We start from the raw sequence: 19045 nt of genomic DNA on the forward strand, positions 1-19045 counted from the left end.
GCACGACGACGCGGTCGCAGAGCGAGTCGACGACGGCGAGGTCGTGGGTCACGAAGAGGCAGGCGAACCCCAGGCGCTCCTGCAGTTCGCGGAACACGTCGAGCACCCGCGCCTGCACGGACACGTCGAGGGCGCTCGTCGGCTCGTCGGCGATGAGGAGTGCCGGATCGAGCGCCACCGCGCGGGCGATCGCGATCCGCTGCCGCTGACCGCCCGAGAGCTCGTGCGGGTACCGGTGTCGCCACCCGGGGCCGAGCCCGACGTCGGTGAGCAGTCGGTCGACGCGCACGTCGACCTCCGCGGGGTCCAGCCCGAGGATGTGGCGGAGCGGCTCGGCGATCGTCTGCGCGACCGTGTACCGGGGGTTCAGCGAGAGCATCGGGTTCTGGAACACGACGCCGACCCGCCGACGCATCGCACGCCGGTCGGCACGACGCGCCGTCCCGACGTCCGTCCCCCCGACCGTGACCGTGCCGGCGGTGATGGGTGCGAGTCCCACCGCGGCCCGTCCGATCGTGGTCTTGCCGCTGCCGGACTCCCCGACCAGGCCGACGATCTCACCACGCCCCACCGTGAACGTGACGTCGTCGACCGCCCGGAACCGCCCGCGAAGGCGGCTGCCGTACTCGACCACGAGGCCGCGGACCGCGAGGACCGCGTCCGGGACGGGCGTGACGGCGGTGGGCACGGCCTCCCGGCCGGTCTCGCCCATGCGCGGGACGGCGGCGAGCAGCTCACGCGTGTACTCGGCGGCAGGGTGGTGGAAGACGTCCGCGACGTCGCCGGTCTCGACCACGCGCCCGTTGCGCATCACGACGACGCGGTCGGCCAGGTCCGCCACGACGCCCATGTCGTGGGTGATGAGCAGGATGCTCGCCCCGGTGCGTGCGCGGAGCCGGCGGAGGACGTCGAGCACCTCGGCCTGCACCGTCACGTCGAGCGCCGTCGTCGGTTCGTCCGCGATGAGGAGGTCCGGGTCCGCGGCGAGCGCCATCGCGATCATGACGCGCTGGCACTGGCCCCCGGACAGTTCGTGGGGGTACTGCCGGATCCGGTGCTCCGGGTCCGGCACCTCGACCATGCGGAGCAGCTCGACGCACCGCACGCGCACGGCGTCCCGGTCGCGGAGGCCCGGGTCGGCCCGGCGCACCGCCTCGGCGAGCTGGAACCCGATGGAGAACACCGGGTTGAGCGCGGCCATCGGGTCCTGGAAGATCATCGACACCCGCCGGCCGCGGACCCGGCGGAGCGTCGGCTCGTCCGCGCCGACGACGTCGAGATCGCCGAGTCGGACCGCTCCCGACGTCCGCGCTCCCTCGGGCGCGATGCCCATGACCGTCATGGCGGTCATGCTCTTGCCCGACCCCGACTCCCCGACGACGGCGACGACCTCGCCGCGGCCGACGGTGAACGAGGCGTGGTCGACGGCGACGACCTCCTCGTCCTCGACCGTGAACGCGACGGTGAGGCCGTCGACGACGAGGACGGGTGCGTCCGTCGCGGTGTCGTACGCGGTCGGTGTCGTCATGGTCGCTCCTCGGGGTCGGTGCCGGCGTCGCGGGCGGCCTTGAACGCCTCCCACTCCGCGAGCATCTTGCGGTGGTGGCTGTGCAGCCACGTCATGTAGTCGCGTCCGTTGACCAGGCGTTCGCGGATCGGTGCATCCGCGGGGTCGTCCGAGTCGCCGAGTGCCGCGAGACCCTGCTCGATCACGTCGCGCTCGCGGTCGAGGTAGCGACGCTCCCCCGCGAGCCAGCTCCCCCACACGTCGTTCTCGGCGCGGAAGTAGTGGCTGCGCTCGCCCGGGACGAAGTGCCGCTTGATGAACCCCGACACGACGAGGTGCCGCGTGGCCATCGACACCGCGCCGGAACTCGCCTCGAGCCCGGCCGCGATGTCCGCCGACGACGAGTACGGCGCGCGCGTCATGATGAGGTACGCGAGCACGCGTCCGTCCATGAGCGGGAACCCCGACCCCTGGAGCATGATCGCGAACTCCTCGACGAACGCCTGGCGGGCGGGGTCGAGGACCGGGCCGACACCGGTGGCGTCGGCGGGGGTCCGCTCGTCCGTGCTCATCCGTGTCCCGTGCTCAGGCGAGTCCGGCGGCGACCGCCGGCGACTCGTCGCCCGGGACGGCCCAGGGCGTCATCGACATGCCCCCGCCCGCCCGGATCGCGGTCACCGTGCCGTCGTCGTCGCGGGTGTACCGGATGTCCTCGTCGACGGAGCCGAACCGGTTGCCGGAACTCATGCGCACGGTGTCCGGCCCGGTGACGGTGAGGCGCGTGACGCTGTCGAGCGGCCCGGGCGCCGAGGGGTCGATCTCGAGCAGGCGGTCGCCGATCCGGGCGATGTCCACGACGCCCCACGGGTTCGCGAACCGACCGGTCAGGGTGTCGACGTCCACGTCGTCGGGGGCGTCCGAGAGCGCGTCGCCCGGGGCCGCCGTGTCCGCGGCGGCGTCGAGCAGCCGGAGGATGCCCTGGGCGAGCAGGGTCGCGGGTCCGGCCGCGGCGTTCGTCATGACCGAGATGACGAGCGACGACGTCGGGTCGAACAGCGACTGCGTGATGTGCCCGGGGAACCCGCCCGAGTGTCCACGGACGTCGTGCCCGGCCACGCGGTCGACGATGAACCCCATGCCGTACCCGCGCGACGCCGGGTCGTCCTCGGCGGTCCACGCCCGACGCTGCGCCTGACGCTTGGCGTGGTCGGACAGGAGCTCGCCCTGCCCGATGACGTGCGCGGAGAAGTACCGGACGAGGTCCTCGGCCGTGCCGTGGAACCCGGTCGCCGAGGCCATCGCGCGCGTGTCCACGTGCGGGAGCCGCGAGCGGGTGCGGTCGACGTGGAAGCCCGTGTACCCGACGACGAAGTCGTCCGCCCGGGTCGGGTCCCAGTCCGGCCCGGTGTCCCGGAGGCCGAGGGGCTCGATGATCTCCTCGCGCACGTAGTCGTTGTAGGGACGCCCGGAGACCGCGGCGACGACCATGCCGAGCAGCGAGTACCCGAGGTTCGAGTAGTTGAAGCTCGAGCCGACCGGGACCTTCGACCCCTGGTCGAGCACGAGCGCCAGCAGTTCGTCCTCGTCGGGGAACGGCCGCGCCAGCGACCAGTAGTCGCCGTCGAGTCCGTCGCGGAGGACCCCGGCGCCGTGCTCCATGAGCTCGCGGACGGTCGCGTCGGCGATCGGCGACCCCGCGTCGACGAGCGCGGGGACGTACGTGCCCACGGTGTCGTCGAGACGGAGCTGCCCCCGCTCGGCGAGCAGCATGAGCGCCGTGGCGGTGAAGGTCTTGGAGTGCGAGGCGATGCGGAACAGGTCGTGCTCCGTCAACCGGCGCTCGGCCTCCACATCGGCGTAGCCGTAGGCGGTCGACCAGACGACCTCGCCCTGGTAGCCGACGGCGACCTGCACGCCCGGCACCCGGAGCTGCCACACCTTGTACGCGACCCAGTCGGCGATGTACGGGAGGACGCCGCGGTACGCGTCGAGCGCGGCGGCGGAGGGTTCGGCGTTGGTCAAGGGAGTACCTCCTGATCGGTGACCGGCGTCAACGGCGGCGCGGGTCGAGTGCGGTCCGCAGCGTATCGCCGAGCCCGATGACGCTGAGCACGGTGACCGCGAGGAACAGGGCGGGGAACACGAGCATGTGCGGCGCCTGCTGGAACTGGGTGGTGGCCGCCGAGAGCTGGAGGCCCCAGGAGATCGCCGGCGCCTCGAGCCCGATGCCGAGGTAGGTCAGCGACGACTCGGACACGATGACCCCACCGACCGTGATGGTCGCGAGGACGAGCAGCGGCGAGATCGACGACGGCAGGACGTACCGCGTCGTGATACGCCAGGTCGAGAGTCCCATCGTGCGGGCGGCGAGCACGAACTCGGCCTGCCGGATGCTGCGCACGGACCCGCGGACGAGCCGGGCCATGGTCGGCCAGCCGAAGAGGGCGAGCACGAGCGACACCGTCAGGACGTTCCGGTCGCCGACGCTGTTGAGCACGACGACGGCGCCGAGCAGGAACGGGAAGCCGAGGAACACGTCGGTGAGGCGGGAGAGGACGGCGTCGACCCAACCGCCGTTCATGCCGGCGAGCGTGCCGACGACGACCGCGACGACCATCGCGAGGACGGTCGTCAGGACCCCGACGGCGACCGACGAGCGGGTGCCGTACACGACGTTCGCGTACACGTCGCAGCCCTGCAGGTCGTAGCCGAACGGGTGCCCGGCGGACGCGCCGTGACCGCTCCGGCCGAGGTCGCAGGCACGCGGGTCGCCGTGGCCGAAGACCCCGGCGAAGACGGCCGGGAACAGCGCGATGAGGAGCACGAGCGCCAGGACCGCGGCGGGGACCCAGAAGCCGGGCGTGCGGAGGGCCGCGGCGAGCGGACGACGACGCGTCGCGACGACGGGTTCGAGGGTGGCGCTGAGCGCGGAGTCGGTCATCGTCTCACTCGCGGGTCGAGGGCGGCGTGGAGGAGGTCGACGAGCACGCTCGTCACCAGGAACACGAGGATGAGGGCGGTGGAGATCCCGACGACCGTGGCGCCCTCGTGCGACCGGATCCCCTGGAACAGCAGGTTGCCGACGCCGGGGAGGTTGAAGATGCCCTCGACGATGACGGTCCCGCCCATCAGGTACCCGAGGTCCGTCGCCAGGTACGTGACCGTCGGGATGAGCGAGTTGCGCATGACGTGCACGCCCACGACGCGTCCGGGGGTGAGCCCCTTGGCCCTGGCGGTGCGCACGAAGTCCGCGTCGAGGGTGTCGAGCACGCTGGTCCGCGTGAGCCGCGAGACGGCCGCGAGACCGAAGACCGCGATGACGAGGGCGGGCAGGACGTAGGCGAACGGCCACCCCGCGGTGACCCCGGCGACCGGGAACCACCGGAGCCGCACGGAGAACACGAGTTGTGCGCCGACGCCGAGCACGAACACCGGCACGGCGCCGATGACGATCGTGCCGATGAGCACCGTCCGGTCGAGCACGGTGCCCCGCCGGAGCGCCGACACGACGCCGAGTCCGATGCCGAGGACGATCTCGAACAGCCAGGCGGTGAGCGCGAGTGCGATCGTCACTGGCCACCGCGCGGCCATCTCCGAGCCGACGCTCTCGCCGTCGAAGTCCGTGCCGAAGTCGCCGTGGAGCAGGCCGCCGAGGTAGCGGAGGTACTGCTCCCACAGTGGCTCGTCGAGGTGGTACTCGGCCCGCAGCGCGTGCACGACCGCGTCACTGAGCGGCCGGTCGCCGCCGAGCGCCTTGATCGGGTCACCGGGGAGCGCGAACGTCATCGCGTAGATGAGGAACGTCACCCCGAGGAACACGATGAGCAGGCCACCGAGTCGGCGGCCGACGACGAGCGCGGTCCGCATCACGCGCCTCCCGGCACGCCCACCGGTCGGGAGGCGCGGCTGCGGGCGGCCCCGTCGCCGGCGTCCGCCCCTGGGTCTGCCTCCGCCGAAGAGCCGGCCGCCGGTCCGTCGCCGCCGCCCGCCGCCGGGCCGAGCGTGCGTGCGAGATGCGACGCCGCAGCGAGGACCGCGCCGTACTGCACGCCGACGAGCGCGGCGAGCGGGATCGGCTGCTCCGCTCCGGTCCCCGCCTCGGCCTGCCACGTCGCGTACTGCTCGACGAGGCGGTCGCGGAGGCGACGGAGCGCCACGGGCGCCGTGCCCGCGGTGGTCTCGGCCTCGATCGCACGGAGGAGCATGCCGCCGTAGCGGAGCCGGAAGCACCGCACGAGGTCCTCGAGGCCGAACCGCTCGGCGACCGTGGCCATCCGCCCCGGCGGCTCGCGGTCGGCCCGGGCGCGGTCCGTCTCCGCCATGCGCGCGAGCATCGGGACGAAGGCGCGCGAGGCCTCGAGGAACGGGGTCGCGATGGTGAGCATCGGGGACGCGGCGTCGAGCACCTGATCGAGGACGGAACCGGTGACCGCCATGGCGTCGGCGGTCCGACGGACGAGGTCGGCGTAGGACTCGCCCGTCGCCGTGTCGTCGTCGGCGTCCGGGTGCTGCCAGTACGGCAGTTCGGCCACGAGCGAGAGCGTGCCGTGGCGCCCCGCCCACGAGGACGACGACGACCCACCGATGAACGCGGCGGGGTCGATGCCGAGGGACTCGTAGTAGTCGTACGCCTCGTCGATCTCCCCCATCGCGAACACCGACCGCGCGTACTCCCGCAGGTACGGGGACTCGGGTTCGCCGGTGTCGAGCGAGAGCCCGAGCGCGGCCGGGACGGCGTGCAGGGTGGTGATGACCTCCGGCTCGTCGCGGGAGAGGTAGTAGTAGACGCCGCCCATCTCGCCGTTGTGCAGGCTCACGAGCAGGTCCGGCCGCACCCGGTCGATGAGCAGCATGAGTCCGAGCGTCTCGGGCAGGACCCGGTCGAAGTACGCGCCCTTGTGGTTCGTCGGGAACGTCCACTCGACCTGGGCGTCGGGTGCCGGCCGGTAGAAGTGCCGGGCGTAGTGCACGCGGTCCGTCGGGTCGTCGAACCACGCCTCGTTGAGCCGCATGCCGTCCGGGTCGATCGTCGGGACGATGTGCCACGTCGTGTCGAGGGCCGCCGCGAGCACCGGGTCGGTGAGCACGCTCTGGGCCAGGTGCAGCGCGGTCCACGACCCGATCGGCTCGTTCGGGTGCACCCCGCCGACCACGACCGCCGAGCGTGCACCGCGGCCGACCCGGTAGGCGTGGATCGGCTCGCCGAGGCGGCTGGTGCCGACGCGGGTGACCGTGACGGCGTCGGGGTGGTCGGCCGCCAGGCGGTCGAACCGTGCGACGAGGTCGTCCACCGTCGGGAACCCGGTGTGCTGCGGGACCGCGCGGGCGTGTTCGACGATCGTGGCGGTGTCGAGGCCGGTCACTTGCTGACCTGGATCTCCGAGATCACGGGGCTGCCGGCGACCTCGGGGAGCTTCGTCACCGTGCTGCTCGTGACGTAGGAGTACTTGTCGAAGAACGTCGGGACGATCGGGAAGTCCTGGAGCACCCGCTTCTGCGCCTTGTTGTACAGGGCATCGGCGGCGGACTGCGTCGATGCGGCGTCGGCCTGGTCGAGCAGCCGGTCGACGTCGTCGTTCTGGTAGTACCCGGCGCAGGTCGTGCACCCGCCCGCCGCGGTGAACAGCGCGCGGAGCGTGTTCTGCTGGCTCGTGTACAGGGCGCCCCAGTGGCCGAAGTGGGGTCCGGCGACCGTCTTGGCGGTCAGCGTGCTGTAGTACGACGCCCAGTCCGTGGTGGGCTTCGCCACGACCTTCGCGACACCGAGGTTCTGGCGGATCTGGTTCGCGTACGCCTGGTACAGGGAGTCGAGTCCGAGGCCGCCGGGGTAGACGAGGTCCATCTCGCCGGAGAACCCGCCCGCCGCGGCGAGGAGCTGCTTGGCGGCCGCGGGGTCGTACGTGCAGTACTTGCCGCAGATGCCCTCCTGGGTTCCGGACATGACCGGCGGGGTGAGCGCGGTCGCGGGTTCGTAGAGTCCGCCGTAGATCGCCTTGTCCACCTGCTTGCGGTTGATCGACATCGAGATCGCCTGACGGATCCGCGGGTCGGAGTACCGCTTGTCCCAGAGCGGGAACCCGAGGTAGTCGATGCCCGGCGAGGTGAACGAGTACAGGTGGTCCCCGAAGTCCGACTTCGCGCTCGTCATCTTGTCGGCGGGCAGGTAGAGGACGTCCGCGTTGCCGGCCAGGACGTCCGTGTAGGCGGTGTCCATGTCGCTGTAGCTGCGGTAGGTGACCCGCTCGGTCTTCGGCGCCGGGCCCTGGTACCCGCTCCAGGCCCTGACGGTGAACTCCTTGTTCTTCGTCCAGGCCTCGGTCATCTCGTACGGGCCGTTGCCGATCGGCTTCTTGTCGTACGCCTTGATGTCCCGGTAGGCGGCCTTCGGCATCGGGTAGAACGCGGTCTGCGCCTGGCTCAGCTGGAGCGGGAACTGGCTGTCGGCGTGCGTCAGCGTGACGGTGAACGTGTCCTTGCCGGTGACCTTCAGCCCGCGCATGGTGTCGGTCGTCGGCGTGCCCGAGGCGGGGTTGAGGTCGGAGTACCCGACGATCCCGGCGAGCTCGCCGCTGTTCTCCCACGCGTGCGGGGCGTACGCCGTGTAGTTCCAGGCGCGGACGTAGCTCTCGGGCGTCACGGTCTCGCCGTTCTGGAACTTCCAGCCGTGGCGGAGCGTGATGGTCCAGGTCGTGGCGTCATCGCTCTTGACGCTCTTCGCGGCCAGGTCCGTCAGGTGGTCGTCGCTGTCGGTCTGGACGAGCGGCGCGAACAGGCTCATCACCTGGTCGAACGCCACCGTCTGTCGGCCCGGGGTCAGGTGGTCGGGCACGCCGGTCGCGTACACGAGGCTCGTGCCGGACGCGTCGTCCGACGAGGACCCACCGCCCGCCGAACACCCGGTCGCCACCAGTGCCAACGCCGCCGCCGCGGCCACCGCCGCGATGCCACTCCGTCGCATGTCCATCTCGCTCCTCGCGGGGCCGCGACGCGTCGCGCCGGGCCTGCTGTGGCCGCCGGATCGGTCGGCCGGGCCGGGCAGGAGCCGGCTTGGCTGCTCACGGTAGGGAGCACGGCGGCGCACACTCAAGGCTTCTTTCACTGTGCGTTGAAAGCTTCACGAGGTCGAAACACCGACGAAACAGCCCCGGTGGTGGCCGCGCAGGGCCTGTGGGACGCTGTCCGACATGCGCCACACACCCGCGTTCCTGATGACGGACCCCGAGGAGGTCCGCCGCCTGGTCCGCGCGCACCCGTGGGCGACGATCGTGTCCGCGACGACGGAGGGCCTGGTCGCGTCGCACTACCCGTTCCTGCTCGAGGACCGGGGTGACGACGCCACGAAGATCACCCTGGTCAGCCACGTCGGGCGCCCCGACGAGGTCGCCCACGAACTCGGACGGCACGAGGTCCTCGTCATCGTGCAGGGTCCGCACGGGTACGTCTCGCCCGCCTGGTACCCGGCCCAGCAGTTCGTGCCCACCTGGAACCACGTGACCGCCCATCTGTGGGGCACGCCCGAGATCCTGTCCGACGAGGAGAACTTCCGTGTGCTGGGGGAGCTCGTCGACCACTTCGAGCGGCGCATGCCGTCGCCGGTCGGCCTCGACGTCGACGAGGACGCCGCCCGCCGCATCGCCCGGGGCACCGTGGGGATCCGGATCCGGGTGACGCGGTTCGAGGCGCGCGCCAAGCTCAGTCAGAACAAGGCGCCCGAGGTCGTCGACGACGTCATCGCCGGGCTCGAGTCCCCCGGGCCGTACGGACACCCGGCGCTCGCCGCGGAGATGCGTCGCGTCCGTGACCGTGCCACGGCCGCGCCGGATCCCGAGGACCGGCCCGCGCCGGAACCGGCCCCCGGGACGGACCGCACGTGACCGGGACCCTCATCCGCCACGTCCGGCGCATCGGGACCGCGGGCGCCTCCGCCGACGTGCTCGTCCGGGAGGGCCGGATCGCCGCCCTCGCACCGGCCGGCGTCATCGAGTCCACCACGCCCACGGCCGACCTCGAGGACGTCGTCGACGCGGACGGTGCCTGGCTCGGCCCCGGGCTGTGGGACCACCACACGCACTTCGACCAGTGGGCGCTCGTCCGGCGCCGGGTCGACGTCTCGGCATGCACGAGCGCCGCCGGCGTCGCCGCGGTCATCGCCGACGCCGCGCGGAGCGCCCCGCCCGACGACGTCCTCATCGGCTACGGGTTCCGGGACGGGCTCTGGCCGGACGCCGCCCACCGTGACCTGCTCGACCGGGCCGCACCGGGCCTCCCGGTCGTCGTCGTCAGCGGTGACCTGCACGCGGTGTGGTGCAACGGGATCGCACTCGCGCGGTACGGCGACCTGCTCGACCGGCCCCTCGTGACCCATCCGACCGGGCTGCTCCGCGAGCAGGACGCGTTCGACGTCAGCACGGCGATCTCCCGCGTGCCCGACGCGGTGCTCGACGACTACGTCGCCGACGCCGTCGAGGCGGCGAGCGGTCGGGGCGTCGTCGGGGTCGTCGACCTCGAGATGCGGTTCGGGCTCGACCGCTGGACGCGCCGCGTCCGCGCCGGCATCGACGGCATCCGGGTCCGATCCGGCGTCTACCCCCAGGAGCTCGACGCGGTGCTCGACCGCGGGCTGCGGACGGGGGATGTCGTCCCGGGAACCCTCGGCCTGGTGACCATGGGGCCGTTCAAGGTGATCACCGACGGTTCGCTCAACACCCGCACCGCCGCGGTCGACGAGCCCTACGCGGGGCTGCACGGGCACGACGCACTCGGGGTCCTCGCGTTCACGCCGGACGAGGTCCGCGCGCTCGTGCGCCGCGCCGCCGACGGCGGGCTCGTCCCCGCGGTGCACGCCATCGGCGACCGGGCGAACGCCCTGGCGCTCGACGTGTTCGAGCAGGTCGGGGTCCGCGGGTCCATCGAGCACGCGCAGCTCCTGCGCCCCGCCGACGTCGCCCGGTTCGCTCGACTCGGCGTCGACGCGAGCGTGCAGCCGGAGCACGCGATGGACGACCGCGACGTGGCGGACCGCTACTGGGCCGGCCGGACCGACCGCGCGTTCGTGTTGCGCACACTCCGCGAGGCCGGGGCGCGCCTCCGCCTCGGGTCCGACGCCCCCGTCGCGCCGCTCGATCCGTGGGTGTCGATGGCGGCGGCGGTCGGTCGGGACCGCGACGGCCGGGAGGCGTGGCACCCGGAACAGCGCATCGACCAGCTGACCGCGTGGACGGCGTCGACCGACGGCCGCACCACGGTCGCCGTCGGCGACGTCGCGGACCTCGTGCTCGTGGCATCGGACCCGCTCGCGGCGTCGTCCGGTGCGCTCCGGTCGATGCGCGTCCTGGGGACCGCGGTCGCGGGGCGCTGGACGTACCTGGACCGCTGAGCGGGGCCGGCGCCGAGCGGGGCCGGCGCCGACCGGGGCCGGCGCCGAGCGGGGCCGGCGCCGAGCGGGGCCGGCGCCGAGCGGGGCCGGCGCCGAGCGGGGCCGCTGCGGTGCGGACCGGGTCAGGTCTGGTCGACCGGGCACCAGTAGAGCTTGCGGCCCGCCATCATCGCCATCGCGATGTTCGTCCCGCACACGCGGCAGGGCAGCCCGGCGCGGTGGTACACCCAGTGGCGGTCGTCCCGGCTGCGGAGCGCGGCGTCGTACTCCTCGGGGGTCAGGTCGTCCATCGTCATCATCTGACCGACGCGGACGCCGTCGTGCAGGAGCTTCGACCAGTCCCGCCAGAGGGCCCGTGCCTGCTCGTCGGTGACCTGCTTGCCCGGCTTGTACGGGTCGAGGCGGGCGCGGAACAACAGCTCCGCCCGGTAGACGTTCCCGATGCCGCTGACGACCGACTGGTCCATGAGCAGCTGCCCGATCGGGACGTTCCGCCGCCGCACGCCGTCCACGAACCGCTGCTCGGCCTCGGGGCCGTCGTCGACCATGGGGTCCGGGCCGAGCTTGTCGATGGCGCGCTGGATCTCCTCCGCCGTCTCGACGACGCACGCGGTCGGCCCACGGAGGTCGGCGACGGCGGTGTCCGTGAGGATCCGGACCCGCACCTGGCCGACCGGCTCGGGCGGGAAGGCCTCGATCGGGGTCTCCTCGTGCTCCTGCTCCGCCATGCGGTAGCGCGAGCGGCGGGGTGCCCCGATGCTGGCCAGGGAGTCCTCGCCCGCGGCGTCGACGATCGTCCCGCGCTGGTTGGTCTGCCCGATCCGGCCGTTCGCGCTCGCCATCGTGGCGTCGGTCGATATCTCGCCGGCGAAGTCCCACGCACCGTAGAGGCCGAGGTGCACGCGGAGGAACAGGCCGCCCTCGAACTCGAGGAACATCTGCTTGGCCACCGCCGTCGCCCCGGTCATCACGCGGCCGTCGAGCTGGGCGGCGCCGGCCGCGAACCGCCCCTGTGGGCTCGACACGCTGCAGCGCTGCCCCACGAAGTGCAGGGAGAACTGCCGCGCGATGCGGTGGATGGAGTGACCCTCGGGCATCGGGACGGCTCAGGCGTCGATCTGCTTGCCGGCGATCGTGCCGGTGGTCTCGTACTCGGCGAGCTGCGCGATGCGACGCGCGTGGCGCTCCTCGCCCGAGAACGGCTCGGCGATGAACAGGTCGACGAAGCGGATGGCCTCGGCCTCGGTGTGCTGGCGGGCACCGATCGAGATGACGTTCGCGTCGTTGTGCTGCCGGGCCAGCAGCGCGGTCGACTCGTTCCACACGAGCGCGGCGCGCACACCCTCGACCTTGTTGGCGGCGATCTGCTCGCCGTTGCCCGACCCACCGAACACGACGCCGAGGGCCTGCACGCCCGCACGCTGGTCGCGCACGACGGCCGACGCGGCGTTGATGCAGAACGAGGGGTAGTCGTCGAGCGGGTCGTACTCGGCGGGACCATGGTCGACGACCTCGTGGCCGGCCTCGGTGAGGTGCTGGGCGAGCGTGTGCGAGAAGTCGAGGCCGGCGTGGTCCGTGCCGAGGTGGATGCGCATGCCTGCGATCCTATTCCCGGGCGCAGACGCCGCTCCGGGCCGGTCCGGCGTGCTGCCGGCCCCTAGCATCGAGGCATGACCACGACCCCGCCGGACGTCGTCGTGCGGCATGCCGAGCCGGACGACCTCGACGTCGTGCACGCGCTCCACCGCGAGGCCGTCCTGCACTCCACGGCGATCTGGCGCGACGAACCGCTCCCCCGCGCGTGGTTCGACGACTGGCTGGCGGAGCGCCGCCGCGACGGGTTCCCGGTGTTCGTCGCCGAGGCCGACGGTGCGGTCGCGGGCTACGTCACCTACGGGCCGTGGCGCGAGAACCCGGGCTACCGGTGGACCGTCGAGGACAGCATCTACCTCGACGCGCGGTTCCACGGCCGGGGCATCGCGTCGACGCTCCTCGGGGCCGCGATCGACCATGCTGTCCGGGACGGACGACACGTCATGATCGCCGACATCGCCTCGGACAACGCCGCGTCGATCCGCCTGCACGAACGGTTCGGGTTCGAGCACGTCGCCACCGTGCGCGAGGTCGGCCGCAAGTTCGACCGGTGGCACGACCTCGTCGTCATGCGGCGAGCCCTGGCCTGACGGGGTGGGCCCGACCCTCCGCCGAGATCGCAGAACACGCCGCTCACGTCCATCCGTGAGCGGCGTGTTCTGCGATCTCGGCGACTCCGGAGGCCGGCCAGGGGCGGCCGGGAGGGACGGGGCGGGACCGACCCGCGCCTCCCGGCCGACGGCGGCCGCGTCAGACGGTGTCGAAGATCGGGCCGACGGTGCGGGAGCGCTTGAGCTCGAAGAAGCCGGGGTACCGGGCCGCCGCGACGACGCCGTCCCACAGGTCGAGCGCCTGCTGGCCCTTCGGGGCGGGCGAGATGACGGGGCCGAAGAACGCGGTGCCCTCGACGGCGATCACCGGGGTGCCGACGTCCTGGCCGACCCGCTCGATGCCGTCGCGGTGGCTCTCGCGCATCGCGGCGTCGGTCTCGTCGGTCCACGCGGCGTCGGCGAGATCGGCCTCGAGTCCGAGCTCCTCCAGGACGGTGGGCACGACCTGCTGCGGGTCCTTCTCCTGACGGTGGTGGATGTGCTCGCCGAGGGCGTCGTAGAGGCGCTTGACGACGTCCTGGCCGTGGCGGAGGCGCGCCGCGGTGACGAGCCGCGAGTACACCTGGTTCCGGTCGAGCGCCTCCTTGTAGTTCTCGGGGATGTCCTGGCCCTCGTTGAGGACGAACAGGCTCATGACGTGCCACGTGACGTCGAGGTCGCGGTGCTGCTCGACCTCGCCCACCCAGCGGCTCGTCATCCACGCCCAGGGACACGTGGGGTCGAACCAGAAGTCCACAGCGGTCGGGGTCGTCGGGGAGCTGTCCACAGCGGTGTCCGTCATGCCGGTGACACTACGCGCGTCGGTAGGGTTGACGGGTCGCCATCGACGGCGACGACACCCCCGACGCGCCGGGCCCACGACGCCTGCGCGCTCGCAGAAGGATGGAGCGGCCCGTGCCCGGAGAGAACCTCACCCGAATCGAAGCCCAGGAGCGTGCGGCCGTCGTCGACGTCGCCGCCTACGAGGTCGACCTCGACCTGACACGGGGTGACGAGACCTTCGGGAGCACCACGACCGTGCGGTTCTCCGCGACGCCGGGTGCCGCGACGTTCATCGACGCGATCACCGCGGCCGTGCACGCGGTCACACTGAACGGCACCGCGCTCGACGTGGCGGACGTCAACGACGGCGTGCGCATCCGCCTCGACGATCTCCAGGCCGAGAACGAGCTCACCGTCGTCGCCGACATGCGGTACACCAACACGGGCGAGGGCCTGCACCGCTTCGTCGACCCCGTCGACGGCGAGGTCTACCTCTACTCCCAGTTCGAGGTCCCGGACTCGCGCCGGATGTTCACCGTGTTCGAGCAGCCCGACCTCAAGGCGACGTTCGCGTTCACGGTCACCGCGCCGTCTCGTTGGCAGGTCGTGTCGAACTCGCCGACCCCCGAACCCCGCGTCGACGGCGACGTCGCGACGTGGACGTTCGCTCCGACCTCGCGGATCTCGAGCTACATCACCGCGCTCATCGCGGGCCCGTACACCGTGGTCCGCAGCGAACTGACGAGCCGCGACGGCCGCACCATCCCGCTCGGGATCTTCGCCCGGCAGTCGCTCGCCGAGTACCTCGACCCCGAGTACGTCTTCGAGACGACCCGCAAGGGCTTCGCCTACTACGAGGACAAGTTCGACGTCGCCTACCCCTTCGACAAGTACGACCAGCTCTTCGTGCCCGAGTTCAACGCGGGGGCCATGGAGAACGCCGGTGCCGTGACGTTCACCGAGACCTACGTGTTCCGCTCGAAGGTGACCGATGCGATCAAGGAGCGCCGCGTCGTCACGATCCTGCACGAGCTCGCGCACATGTGGTTCGGCGACCTGGTCACGATGAAGTGGTGGAACGACCTCTGGCTCAACGAGTCCTTCGCGGAGTGGGCCTCGACGATCGCGACCGCCGAGGCCACCGAGTGGACCGAGGCCTGGACGACGTTCCAGGCGATGGAGAAGTCCTGGGCCTACCGGCAGGACCAGCTCCCGTCGACCCACCCCGTCGTGGCCACCATCAACGACCTCGAGGACGTCCAGGTCAACTTCGACGGCATCACGTACGCGAAGGGCGGCTCGGTCCTCAAGCAGCTCGTCGCCTGGGTCGGGATCGACGCCTTCTTCGCCGGCGTCTCGGCCTACTTCAAGAAGCACGCGCACGGCAACACCGAGCTGCGCGACCTGCTTGCCGAGCTCGAGGTCACGAGCGGCCGAGACCTCTCCGACTGGTCGAGCGTCTGGCTCGAGACGGCCGGGGTGAACACGCTCCGTCCCGAGTTCACGACGGACGACGACGGCGTGATCACCGCGTTCGCGGTGCTCCAGGAGGCCCCGAGCGACCACCCGACGCTGCGTCCCCATCGCCTCGCCATCGGCGTGTACGCGTTCGGCGGCGACGCCCACGAGGAGGCCGTCCACCCGTTCGGCGCGAACGCCGCGTCCGCCGGTGGCAAGCTCGAGCGCACGCACCGCATCGAGATCGACGTCGACGGCCCGCGGACCGAGGTCCCGGAGCTCGTCGGCGTGCACCGCGGGGACCTCGTGCTGCTCAACGACGACGACCTGGCGTACGCCAAGATCCGCCTCGACGAGGACTCGCGCCGCACGGCGGTGGAACACCTGGCCGCCATCGCGAACCCGCTCGCCCGGTCCATCGTCTGGGGTGCGGTGTGGGACGCCACCCGCGACGCCGAAGCGCCGGCGAGCGACTACGTCCGCCTGGTCCTCGGCAACATCGCCACCGAGACCGAGTCGACGACCATCCGGACCACGCTGTCGCAGCTGCTCCTGGCCGCCCGGAGCTACGTCGCGCCCGCGAAGCGAGAGGCCGCCGTCCGCGAGGTCGGCGACGCCCTCTGGCAGCTGGCGGCGACGGCGGAGGCCGGATCCGACGCCCAGTTCCAGTTCGTCAAGTTCTTCGCGCAGATCGCGTCGACCCCGGAGCACGTCGCCACGCTGCAGGGGCTCCGGAGCGGTGACGTCCTGCTCAACGACCTGACGATCGACACGGACCTGCGCTGGGAGTTGCTCGAGGGGCTCGTGCTCAACGGCGCCGCGGGCGAGTCCGAGATCGCCACGGAGCTCGCCGCCGACCCGACGGCGAACGGTGAGCAGGCCGCGGCGCGCGCGCGGGCGACCATCCCCACCGCCGAGGGCAAGCTCACCGCGTTCTCGTCGCTCGTCGACTCCGACGCCCTGCCGAACGCGATCGTGCGGCAGACCGCGGTCGGGTACCAGCACGTCCTCACGCCCGTCGCGCTCGAGGGCATCGTGTCGCGGTACTTCGACGCCCTGACCGAGATCTGGGCCAACCGGACCTACCACATCGCGGAGACCCTGGTGGCGGGCCTCTACCCGGCGCCGCTCGCGAGCGTCGAACTCCGCGACGCCACGCAGGCATGGCTCGACACCCACCCGGAGACCCCGGCGCTCCGCCGCCTGGTCGTCGAGAACCTCGCCGGTGTCGAGCGGGCGCTCGCGGTCCAGGCGGCCGACGCCTGATCGACGGGAGGGGTGGCGGTATCTCCCGCCGCCCCTCTCTCGGGTACTCCGCCCGCTCCTGGGGCCCTCTCCCGGGTGTCATCCTCGTGACAGGCCTCGGGACCCCTGAGAACACCGTGTGACCGCGCCTCGGCCGGGCGCAGCTGAACGTCCGGCCGAGGTCCATCCCCTACCATCGCTCGGACCATGCTCCTCGCCGCGACATCGACCCCATCCCCCACCGACGAAGCGAAGACCATCGTGACGAACGCCTTCACGCAGTTCGTCGACACCTGGCACACGGCGATCACGATCGTGATCGTCGTGGTCCTCGCTGTCGTCCTGCGACTGTTCCTGCGCCGGGTCATCCGGAACCTCGTCGACCGCATCGTCAACGGTGTGAAGCGTCGGCAGAACGTCGAGGACACGCAGGCCCTCATCGCGTCGCCCCTGCAGACCGCGCGTGTGATCCAGCGCACCCGGACGCTCGGCAGCGTGCTCGAGAACGTCGCCACCGTGGTGATCGCCGTCGTGGCGCTCGTCATCATCGCCAGCCAGTTCGGCGCGAACCTGCTGGGGCTCGTCGCGGGGGCGTCGGTGGTCGCCGCGGGCCTCGCCGTCGGGGCGCAGAGCATCGTCAAGGACCTGCTGTCCGGGATCTTCATGATCATCGAGGACCAAGCCGGCGTCGGTGACGTCGTCGACACGGGTCAGGCCACCGGCGTGGTCGAGAACGTCGGCCTGCGGGTCATGCAGGTCCGTGACGTCAACGGGATCCTCTGGTTCGTACCGAACGGGCAGATCCTCCGCGTCGGGAACATGTCGCAGGGATGGTCCCGCGTCCTCGTCGACGTCACCGTCCCGTACGAGACGGACATCGACGCCGTCGAGGACGCACTGCTCGGCGCGGCGGTGGCGATGGCGCAGGAGACCCGCTGGCGGCAGCGCATCGTCGAGAAGCCGGAGATCTGGGGCCTCCAGACGATCACCGACGGTGCGATGGTGTTCCGGCTCGTCATCAAGACGCGCGCTGCCGAACTCGACGCCGTCGGCCGGGAGCTCCGGGTCCGCCTCAAGAAGGCGGTCGACGACCTCGGCGTGACGCTGCCCGCCATGGCGATGATCATGCCCGCCGGATGGGAGAACGCCACCTCGATCAACGGCGCTCGACCCCCGCGCACGCATCCGACGCCCGTCACCCGACCGTCCCGCAAGAAGGCCACGGCGCCCCGGGACCCGGCATGAGCGGCGACGGCACCGAGCGCCCCGCTCACGGCACCGAGCGCCCCGGCGTCGGCGTCGGGCCGCAGCCGATCACGCTCCGCGTCGGCTCGGGCGGCGTGACCCCGGGCGGCGAGCTCTTCCACCGGATCGGCGGCGCCCCGACGTTCGACCGGCTCGTCCGTGCCTTCTACGAGGGTGTCCAGAGCGACCCCGTCATCTGGCCGATGTACCCGGCCGAGGACCTGGAGGGCGCGATCTCGCGACTCTCCCTGTTCCTCCAGCAGTACTGGGGCGGACCGACGACCTACTCGGAGGAGCGCGGGCACCCGCGGCTGCGGATGCGGCACATGCCGTTCCGCGTGACCCCGGATGCGCGGGACCGCTGGTTGCGGCACATGCGCGCCGCCGTCGACGGTCTCGACCTCGCTCCGATGGACGAGGCGATGCTCTGGGCGTACCTCGAGCGCGCGGCGCACGCCATGGTGAACGCCGCGGGCGACGTCAGCGGGACAGGCTCCACGCCCGACGCTTGACGAGCACGTGGCCGCGGGTCGTCGTCAGGCGGCTCCACGGCCCCGTCTCGAACAGACGGACGGGTTCACCCTCGGCCAGGAACCCGAGGCTCTCGGCCGCGAACGCGGCTCCAGCGGGCAGGTGCTCCTCACCGTTGACGGGCCTTCCCCAGACCTCGGCGCGGACGCGGCGCACGACGGCGTCGCCGGCGGCCGTCGGGACGGCTTCTGCCACCTCGGCCATGCCCTCGCGCGCGACCCGGCGGAGCGTGCGGGCATCGATGTCGAGCTGCGCGACCCAGCCACCGCGGGGCGGCGAGATCGCGGCCCAGGTCACGGTGTGGACCTCGAGCGGGAGCTCAGCCGTGACGGCGGTCGCCGCGGTCGGGTCCAGTCCGCGTTCCTCGGCGGAGCGGTGCTCCTCGACGAGCGCGTCGAGCCGGTGGACGAACGACGCGATCGGGACGACGGCGTCGAACTCGACCGGGTCGGCCAGCGCGAACGTCCGGAGTCCGAGCACCGTCGGCACCTCGTCGAGCAACCCGACCGGGTAGAGGATCGCCGTGTAGACGGCGAGGACGCCGCCACCGGCGATGAGCCGCACCGATCCGTCCTCCACCCGGGAGGCCCGCCCCAGGTAGGTGCGGAGGTCGCCGAGGGAGGTGGTGTCGGGAAGCGTGAACGACGGGCTCATCAACGGTCGAGGATAACGGACCGCGCCCGCGGACCGCTGGGGCACCCCGCTCGGGTGGCTCGT

General features: G+C 72.1%; 17 protein-coding genes. 6 read left to right on the forward strand and 11 right to left on the reverse strand.

Annotated features, from left to right (window positions below; translation table 11 throughout):
* The 7 genes from nikE to DEI92_RS12995 all read right to left on the reverse strand — a co-directional run.
* A partial coding sequence (gene nikE, locus DEI92_RS12965) for an ABC transporter ATP-binding protein (RefSeq protein ID WP_111013783.1) occupies nucleotides 1–1528 on the reverse strand: 1528 nt, incomplete at its 3' end.
* The gene (locus tag DEI92_RS12970) at nucleotides 1525–2079 is read right to left on the reverse strand and encodes a GbsR/MarR family transcriptional regulator (protein WP_181434902.1); all 555 of its coding nucleotides are present in this window, start codon (nucleotides 2077–2079) and stop codon (nucleotides 1525–1527) included. The genes DEI92_RS12970 and nikE, both read right to left, overlap by 4 nt.
* 13 nt (nucleotides 2080–2092) lie before the next feature.
* The gene (locus DEI92_RS12975) at nucleotides 2093–3529 is read right to left on the reverse strand and encodes a serine hydrolase (protein ID WP_111013784.1); all 1437 of its coding nucleotides are present in this window, start codon (nucleotides 3527–3529) and stop codon (nucleotides 2093–2095) included.
* 28 nt (nucleotides 3530–3557) lie between these two features.
* Complete coding sequence (locus DEI92_RS12980; protein WP_111013785.1) at nucleotides 3558–4448, reverse strand: ABC transporter permease; 891 nt, start codon at nucleotides 4446–4448, stop codon at nucleotides 3558–3560.
* A complete protein-coding gene (locus DEI92_RS12985; RefSeq protein WP_111009919.1) occupies nucleotides 4445–5374 on the reverse strand; it encodes an ABC transporter permease in 930 nt (309 codons plus the stop codon). The genes DEI92_RS12980 and DEI92_RS12985 overlap by 4 nt, the downstream gene beginning before the upstream one ends.
* On the reverse strand, nucleotides 5374–6870 hold the full coding sequence (locus tag DEI92_RS12990; RefSeq protein WP_111013786.1) for a M14 family zinc carboxypeptidase: 1497 nt from the start codon (nucleotides 6868–6870) through the stop codon (nucleotides 5374–5376). Before DEI92_RS12990 ends, DEI92_RS12985 begins: the two co-directional genes overlap by 1 nt.
* Complete coding sequence (locus DEI92_RS12995; protein ID WP_258370198.1) at nucleotides 6867–8471, reverse strand: ABC transporter substrate-binding protein; 1605 nt, start codon at nucleotides 8469–8471, stop codon at nucleotides 6867–6869. The genes DEI92_RS12990 and DEI92_RS12995 overlap by 4 nt, the downstream gene beginning before the upstream one ends.
* Nucleotides 8472–8691: 220 nt before the next feature.
* Here DEI92_RS12995 and DEI92_RS13000 point away from each other — a divergent pair, with 220 nt between their 5' ends.
* On the forward strand, nucleotides 8692–9381 hold the full coding sequence (locus tag DEI92_RS13000) for an FMN-binding negative transcriptional regulator (protein WP_111013787.1): 690 nt from the start codon (nucleotides 8692–8694) through the stop codon (nucleotides 9379–9381).
* A complete protein-coding gene (locus DEI92_RS13005; protein ID WP_220037499.1) occupies nucleotides 9378–10883 on the forward strand; it encodes an amidohydrolase in 1506 nt (501 codons plus the stop codon). Before DEI92_RS13000 ends, DEI92_RS13005 begins: the two co-directional genes overlap by 4 nt.
* Before the next feature lie 122 nt (nucleotides 10884–11005).
* Here the strand turns inward: DEI92_RS13005 and DEI92_RS13010 are convergent, their stop codons facing one another.
* Together DEI92_RS13010 and DEI92_RS13015 are read right to left on the reverse strand one after the other, a co-directional pair.
* Nucleotides 11006–11980, reverse strand: coding sequence for an Fpg/Nei family DNA glycosylase (locus DEI92_RS13010; RefSeq protein ID WP_111013788.1), 975 nt, complete (start codon nucleotides 11978–11980; stop codon nucleotides 11006–11008).
* 9 nt (nucleotides 11981–11989) lie between these two features.
* Nucleotides 11990–12478, reverse strand: coding sequence for a ribose-5-phosphate isomerase (locus DEI92_RS13015; RefSeq protein ID WP_111009926.1), 489 nt, complete (start codon nucleotides 12476–12478; stop codon nucleotides 11990–11992).
* Between the two features lie 75 nt (nucleotides 12479–12553).
* On the opposite strand from DEI92_RS13015, the gene DEI92_RS13020 reads away from it, so the two are divergent.
* Nucleotides 12554–13066 carry a GNAT family N-acetyltransferase gene (locus DEI92_RS13020; RefSeq protein WP_111013789.1) on the forward strand — a complete coding sequence of 171 codons (513 nt, stop codon included), beginning with the start codon at nucleotides 12554–12556 and terminating at the stop codon, nucleotides 13064–13066.
* A 160-nt stretch (nucleotides 13067–13226) separates the two neighbouring features.
* Here DEI92_RS13020 and DEI92_RS13025 read toward each other — a convergent pair whose 3' ends face one another.
* Entirely contained in the window at nucleotides 13227–13868 is a 642-nt protein-coding gene (locus DEI92_RS13025) for a DsbA family protein (RefSeq protein ID WP_111013790.1), read from the reverse strand.
* A 113-nt stretch (nucleotides 13869–13981) separates the two neighbouring features.
* On the opposite strand from DEI92_RS13025, the gene pepN reads away from it, so the two are divergent.
* From pepN to DEI92_RS13040, 3 genes are all read left to right on the forward strand, one after another.
* Nucleotides 13982–16573, forward strand: a complete 2592-nt coding sequence (pepN, locus tag DEI92_RS13030; RefSeq protein WP_111013872.1) for an aminopeptidase N — start codon at nucleotides 13982–13984, stop codon at nucleotides 16571–16573.
* A gap of 186 nt (nucleotides 16574–16759) precedes the next feature.
* Nucleotides 16760–17797: a mechanosensitive ion channel family protein gene (locus tag DEI92_RS13035; RefSeq protein WP_111009932.1), complete on the forward strand. Its 1038-nt coding sequence runs from the start codon at nucleotides 16760–16762 to the stop codon at nucleotides 17795–17797.
* A complete protein-coding gene (locus tag DEI92_RS13040; protein WP_111009933.1) occupies nucleotides 17794–18309 on the forward strand; it encodes a globin in 516 nt (171 codons plus the stop codon). The genes DEI92_RS13035 and DEI92_RS13040 overlap by 4 nt, the downstream gene beginning before the upstream one ends.
* On the opposite strand, the gene DEI92_RS13045 is transcribed toward DEI92_RS13040, so the two are convergent.
* Nucleotides 18278–18982, reverse strand: coding sequence for a hypothetical protein (locus tag DEI92_RS13045; protein ID WP_111009935.1), 705 nt, complete (start codon nucleotides 18980–18982; stop codon nucleotides 18278–18280). The genes DEI92_RS13040 and DEI92_RS13045 overlap by 32 nt on opposite strands.
* Nucleotides 18983–19045: the final 63 nt, after the last annotated feature.

The organism is Curtobacterium sp. MCBD17_034, assembly GCF_003234515.1.
Classification (GTDB): Bacteria; Actinomycetota; Actinomycetes; order Actinomycetales; family Microbacteriaceae; genus Curtobacterium.

Coding starts and splice junctions, on each gene's coding strand:
- DEI92_RS12970 (WP_181434902.1), bottom strand. CDS start 2,079: ATGAGCACGGACGAGCGGACCCCCGCCGACGCCACCGGTGTCGGCCCG.
- DEI92_RS12980 (WP_111013785.1), bottom strand. CDS start 4,448: ATGACCGACTCCGCGCTCAGCGCCACCCTCGAACCCGTCGTCGCGACG.
- DEI92_RS12985 (WP_111009919.1), bottom strand. CDS start 5,374: ATGCGGACCGCGCTCGTCGTCGGCCGCCGACTCGGTGGCCTGCTCATC.
- DEI92_RS12995 (WP_258370198.1), bottom strand. CDS start 8,471: ATGGACATGCGACGGAGTGGCATCGCGGCGGTGGCCGCGGCGGCGGCG.
- DEI92_RS13000 (WP_111013787.1), top strand. CDS start 8,692: ATGCGCCACACACCCGCGTTCCTGATGACGGACCCCGAGGAGGTCCGC.
- DEI92_RS13010 (WP_111013788.1), bottom strand. CDS start 11,980: ATGCCCGAGGGTCACTCCATCCACCGCATCGCGCGGCAGTTCTCCCTG.
- DEI92_RS13015 (WP_111009926.1), bottom strand. CDS start 12,478: ATGCGCATCCACCTCGGCACGGACCACGCCGGCCTCGACTTCTCGCAC.
- DEI92_RS13020 (WP_111013789.1), top strand. CDS start 12,554: ATGACCACGACCCCGCCGGACGTCGTCGTGCGGCATGCCGAGCCGGAC.
- DEI92_RS13025 (WP_111013790.1), bottom strand. CDS start 13,868: ATGACGGACACCGCTGTGGACAGCTCCCCGACGACCCCGACCGCTGTG.
- DEI92_RS13035 (WP_111009932.1), top strand. CDS start 16,760: ATGCTCCTCGCCGCGACATCGACCCCATCCCCCACCGACGAAGCGAAG.
- DEI92_RS13040 (WP_111009933.1), top strand. CDS start 17,794: ATGAGCGGCGACGGCACCGAGCGCCCCGCTCACGGCACCGAGCGCCCC.
- DEI92_RS13045 (WP_111009935.1), bottom strand. CDS start 18,982: ATGAGCCCGTCGTTCACGCTTCCCGACACCACCTCCCTCGGCGACCTC.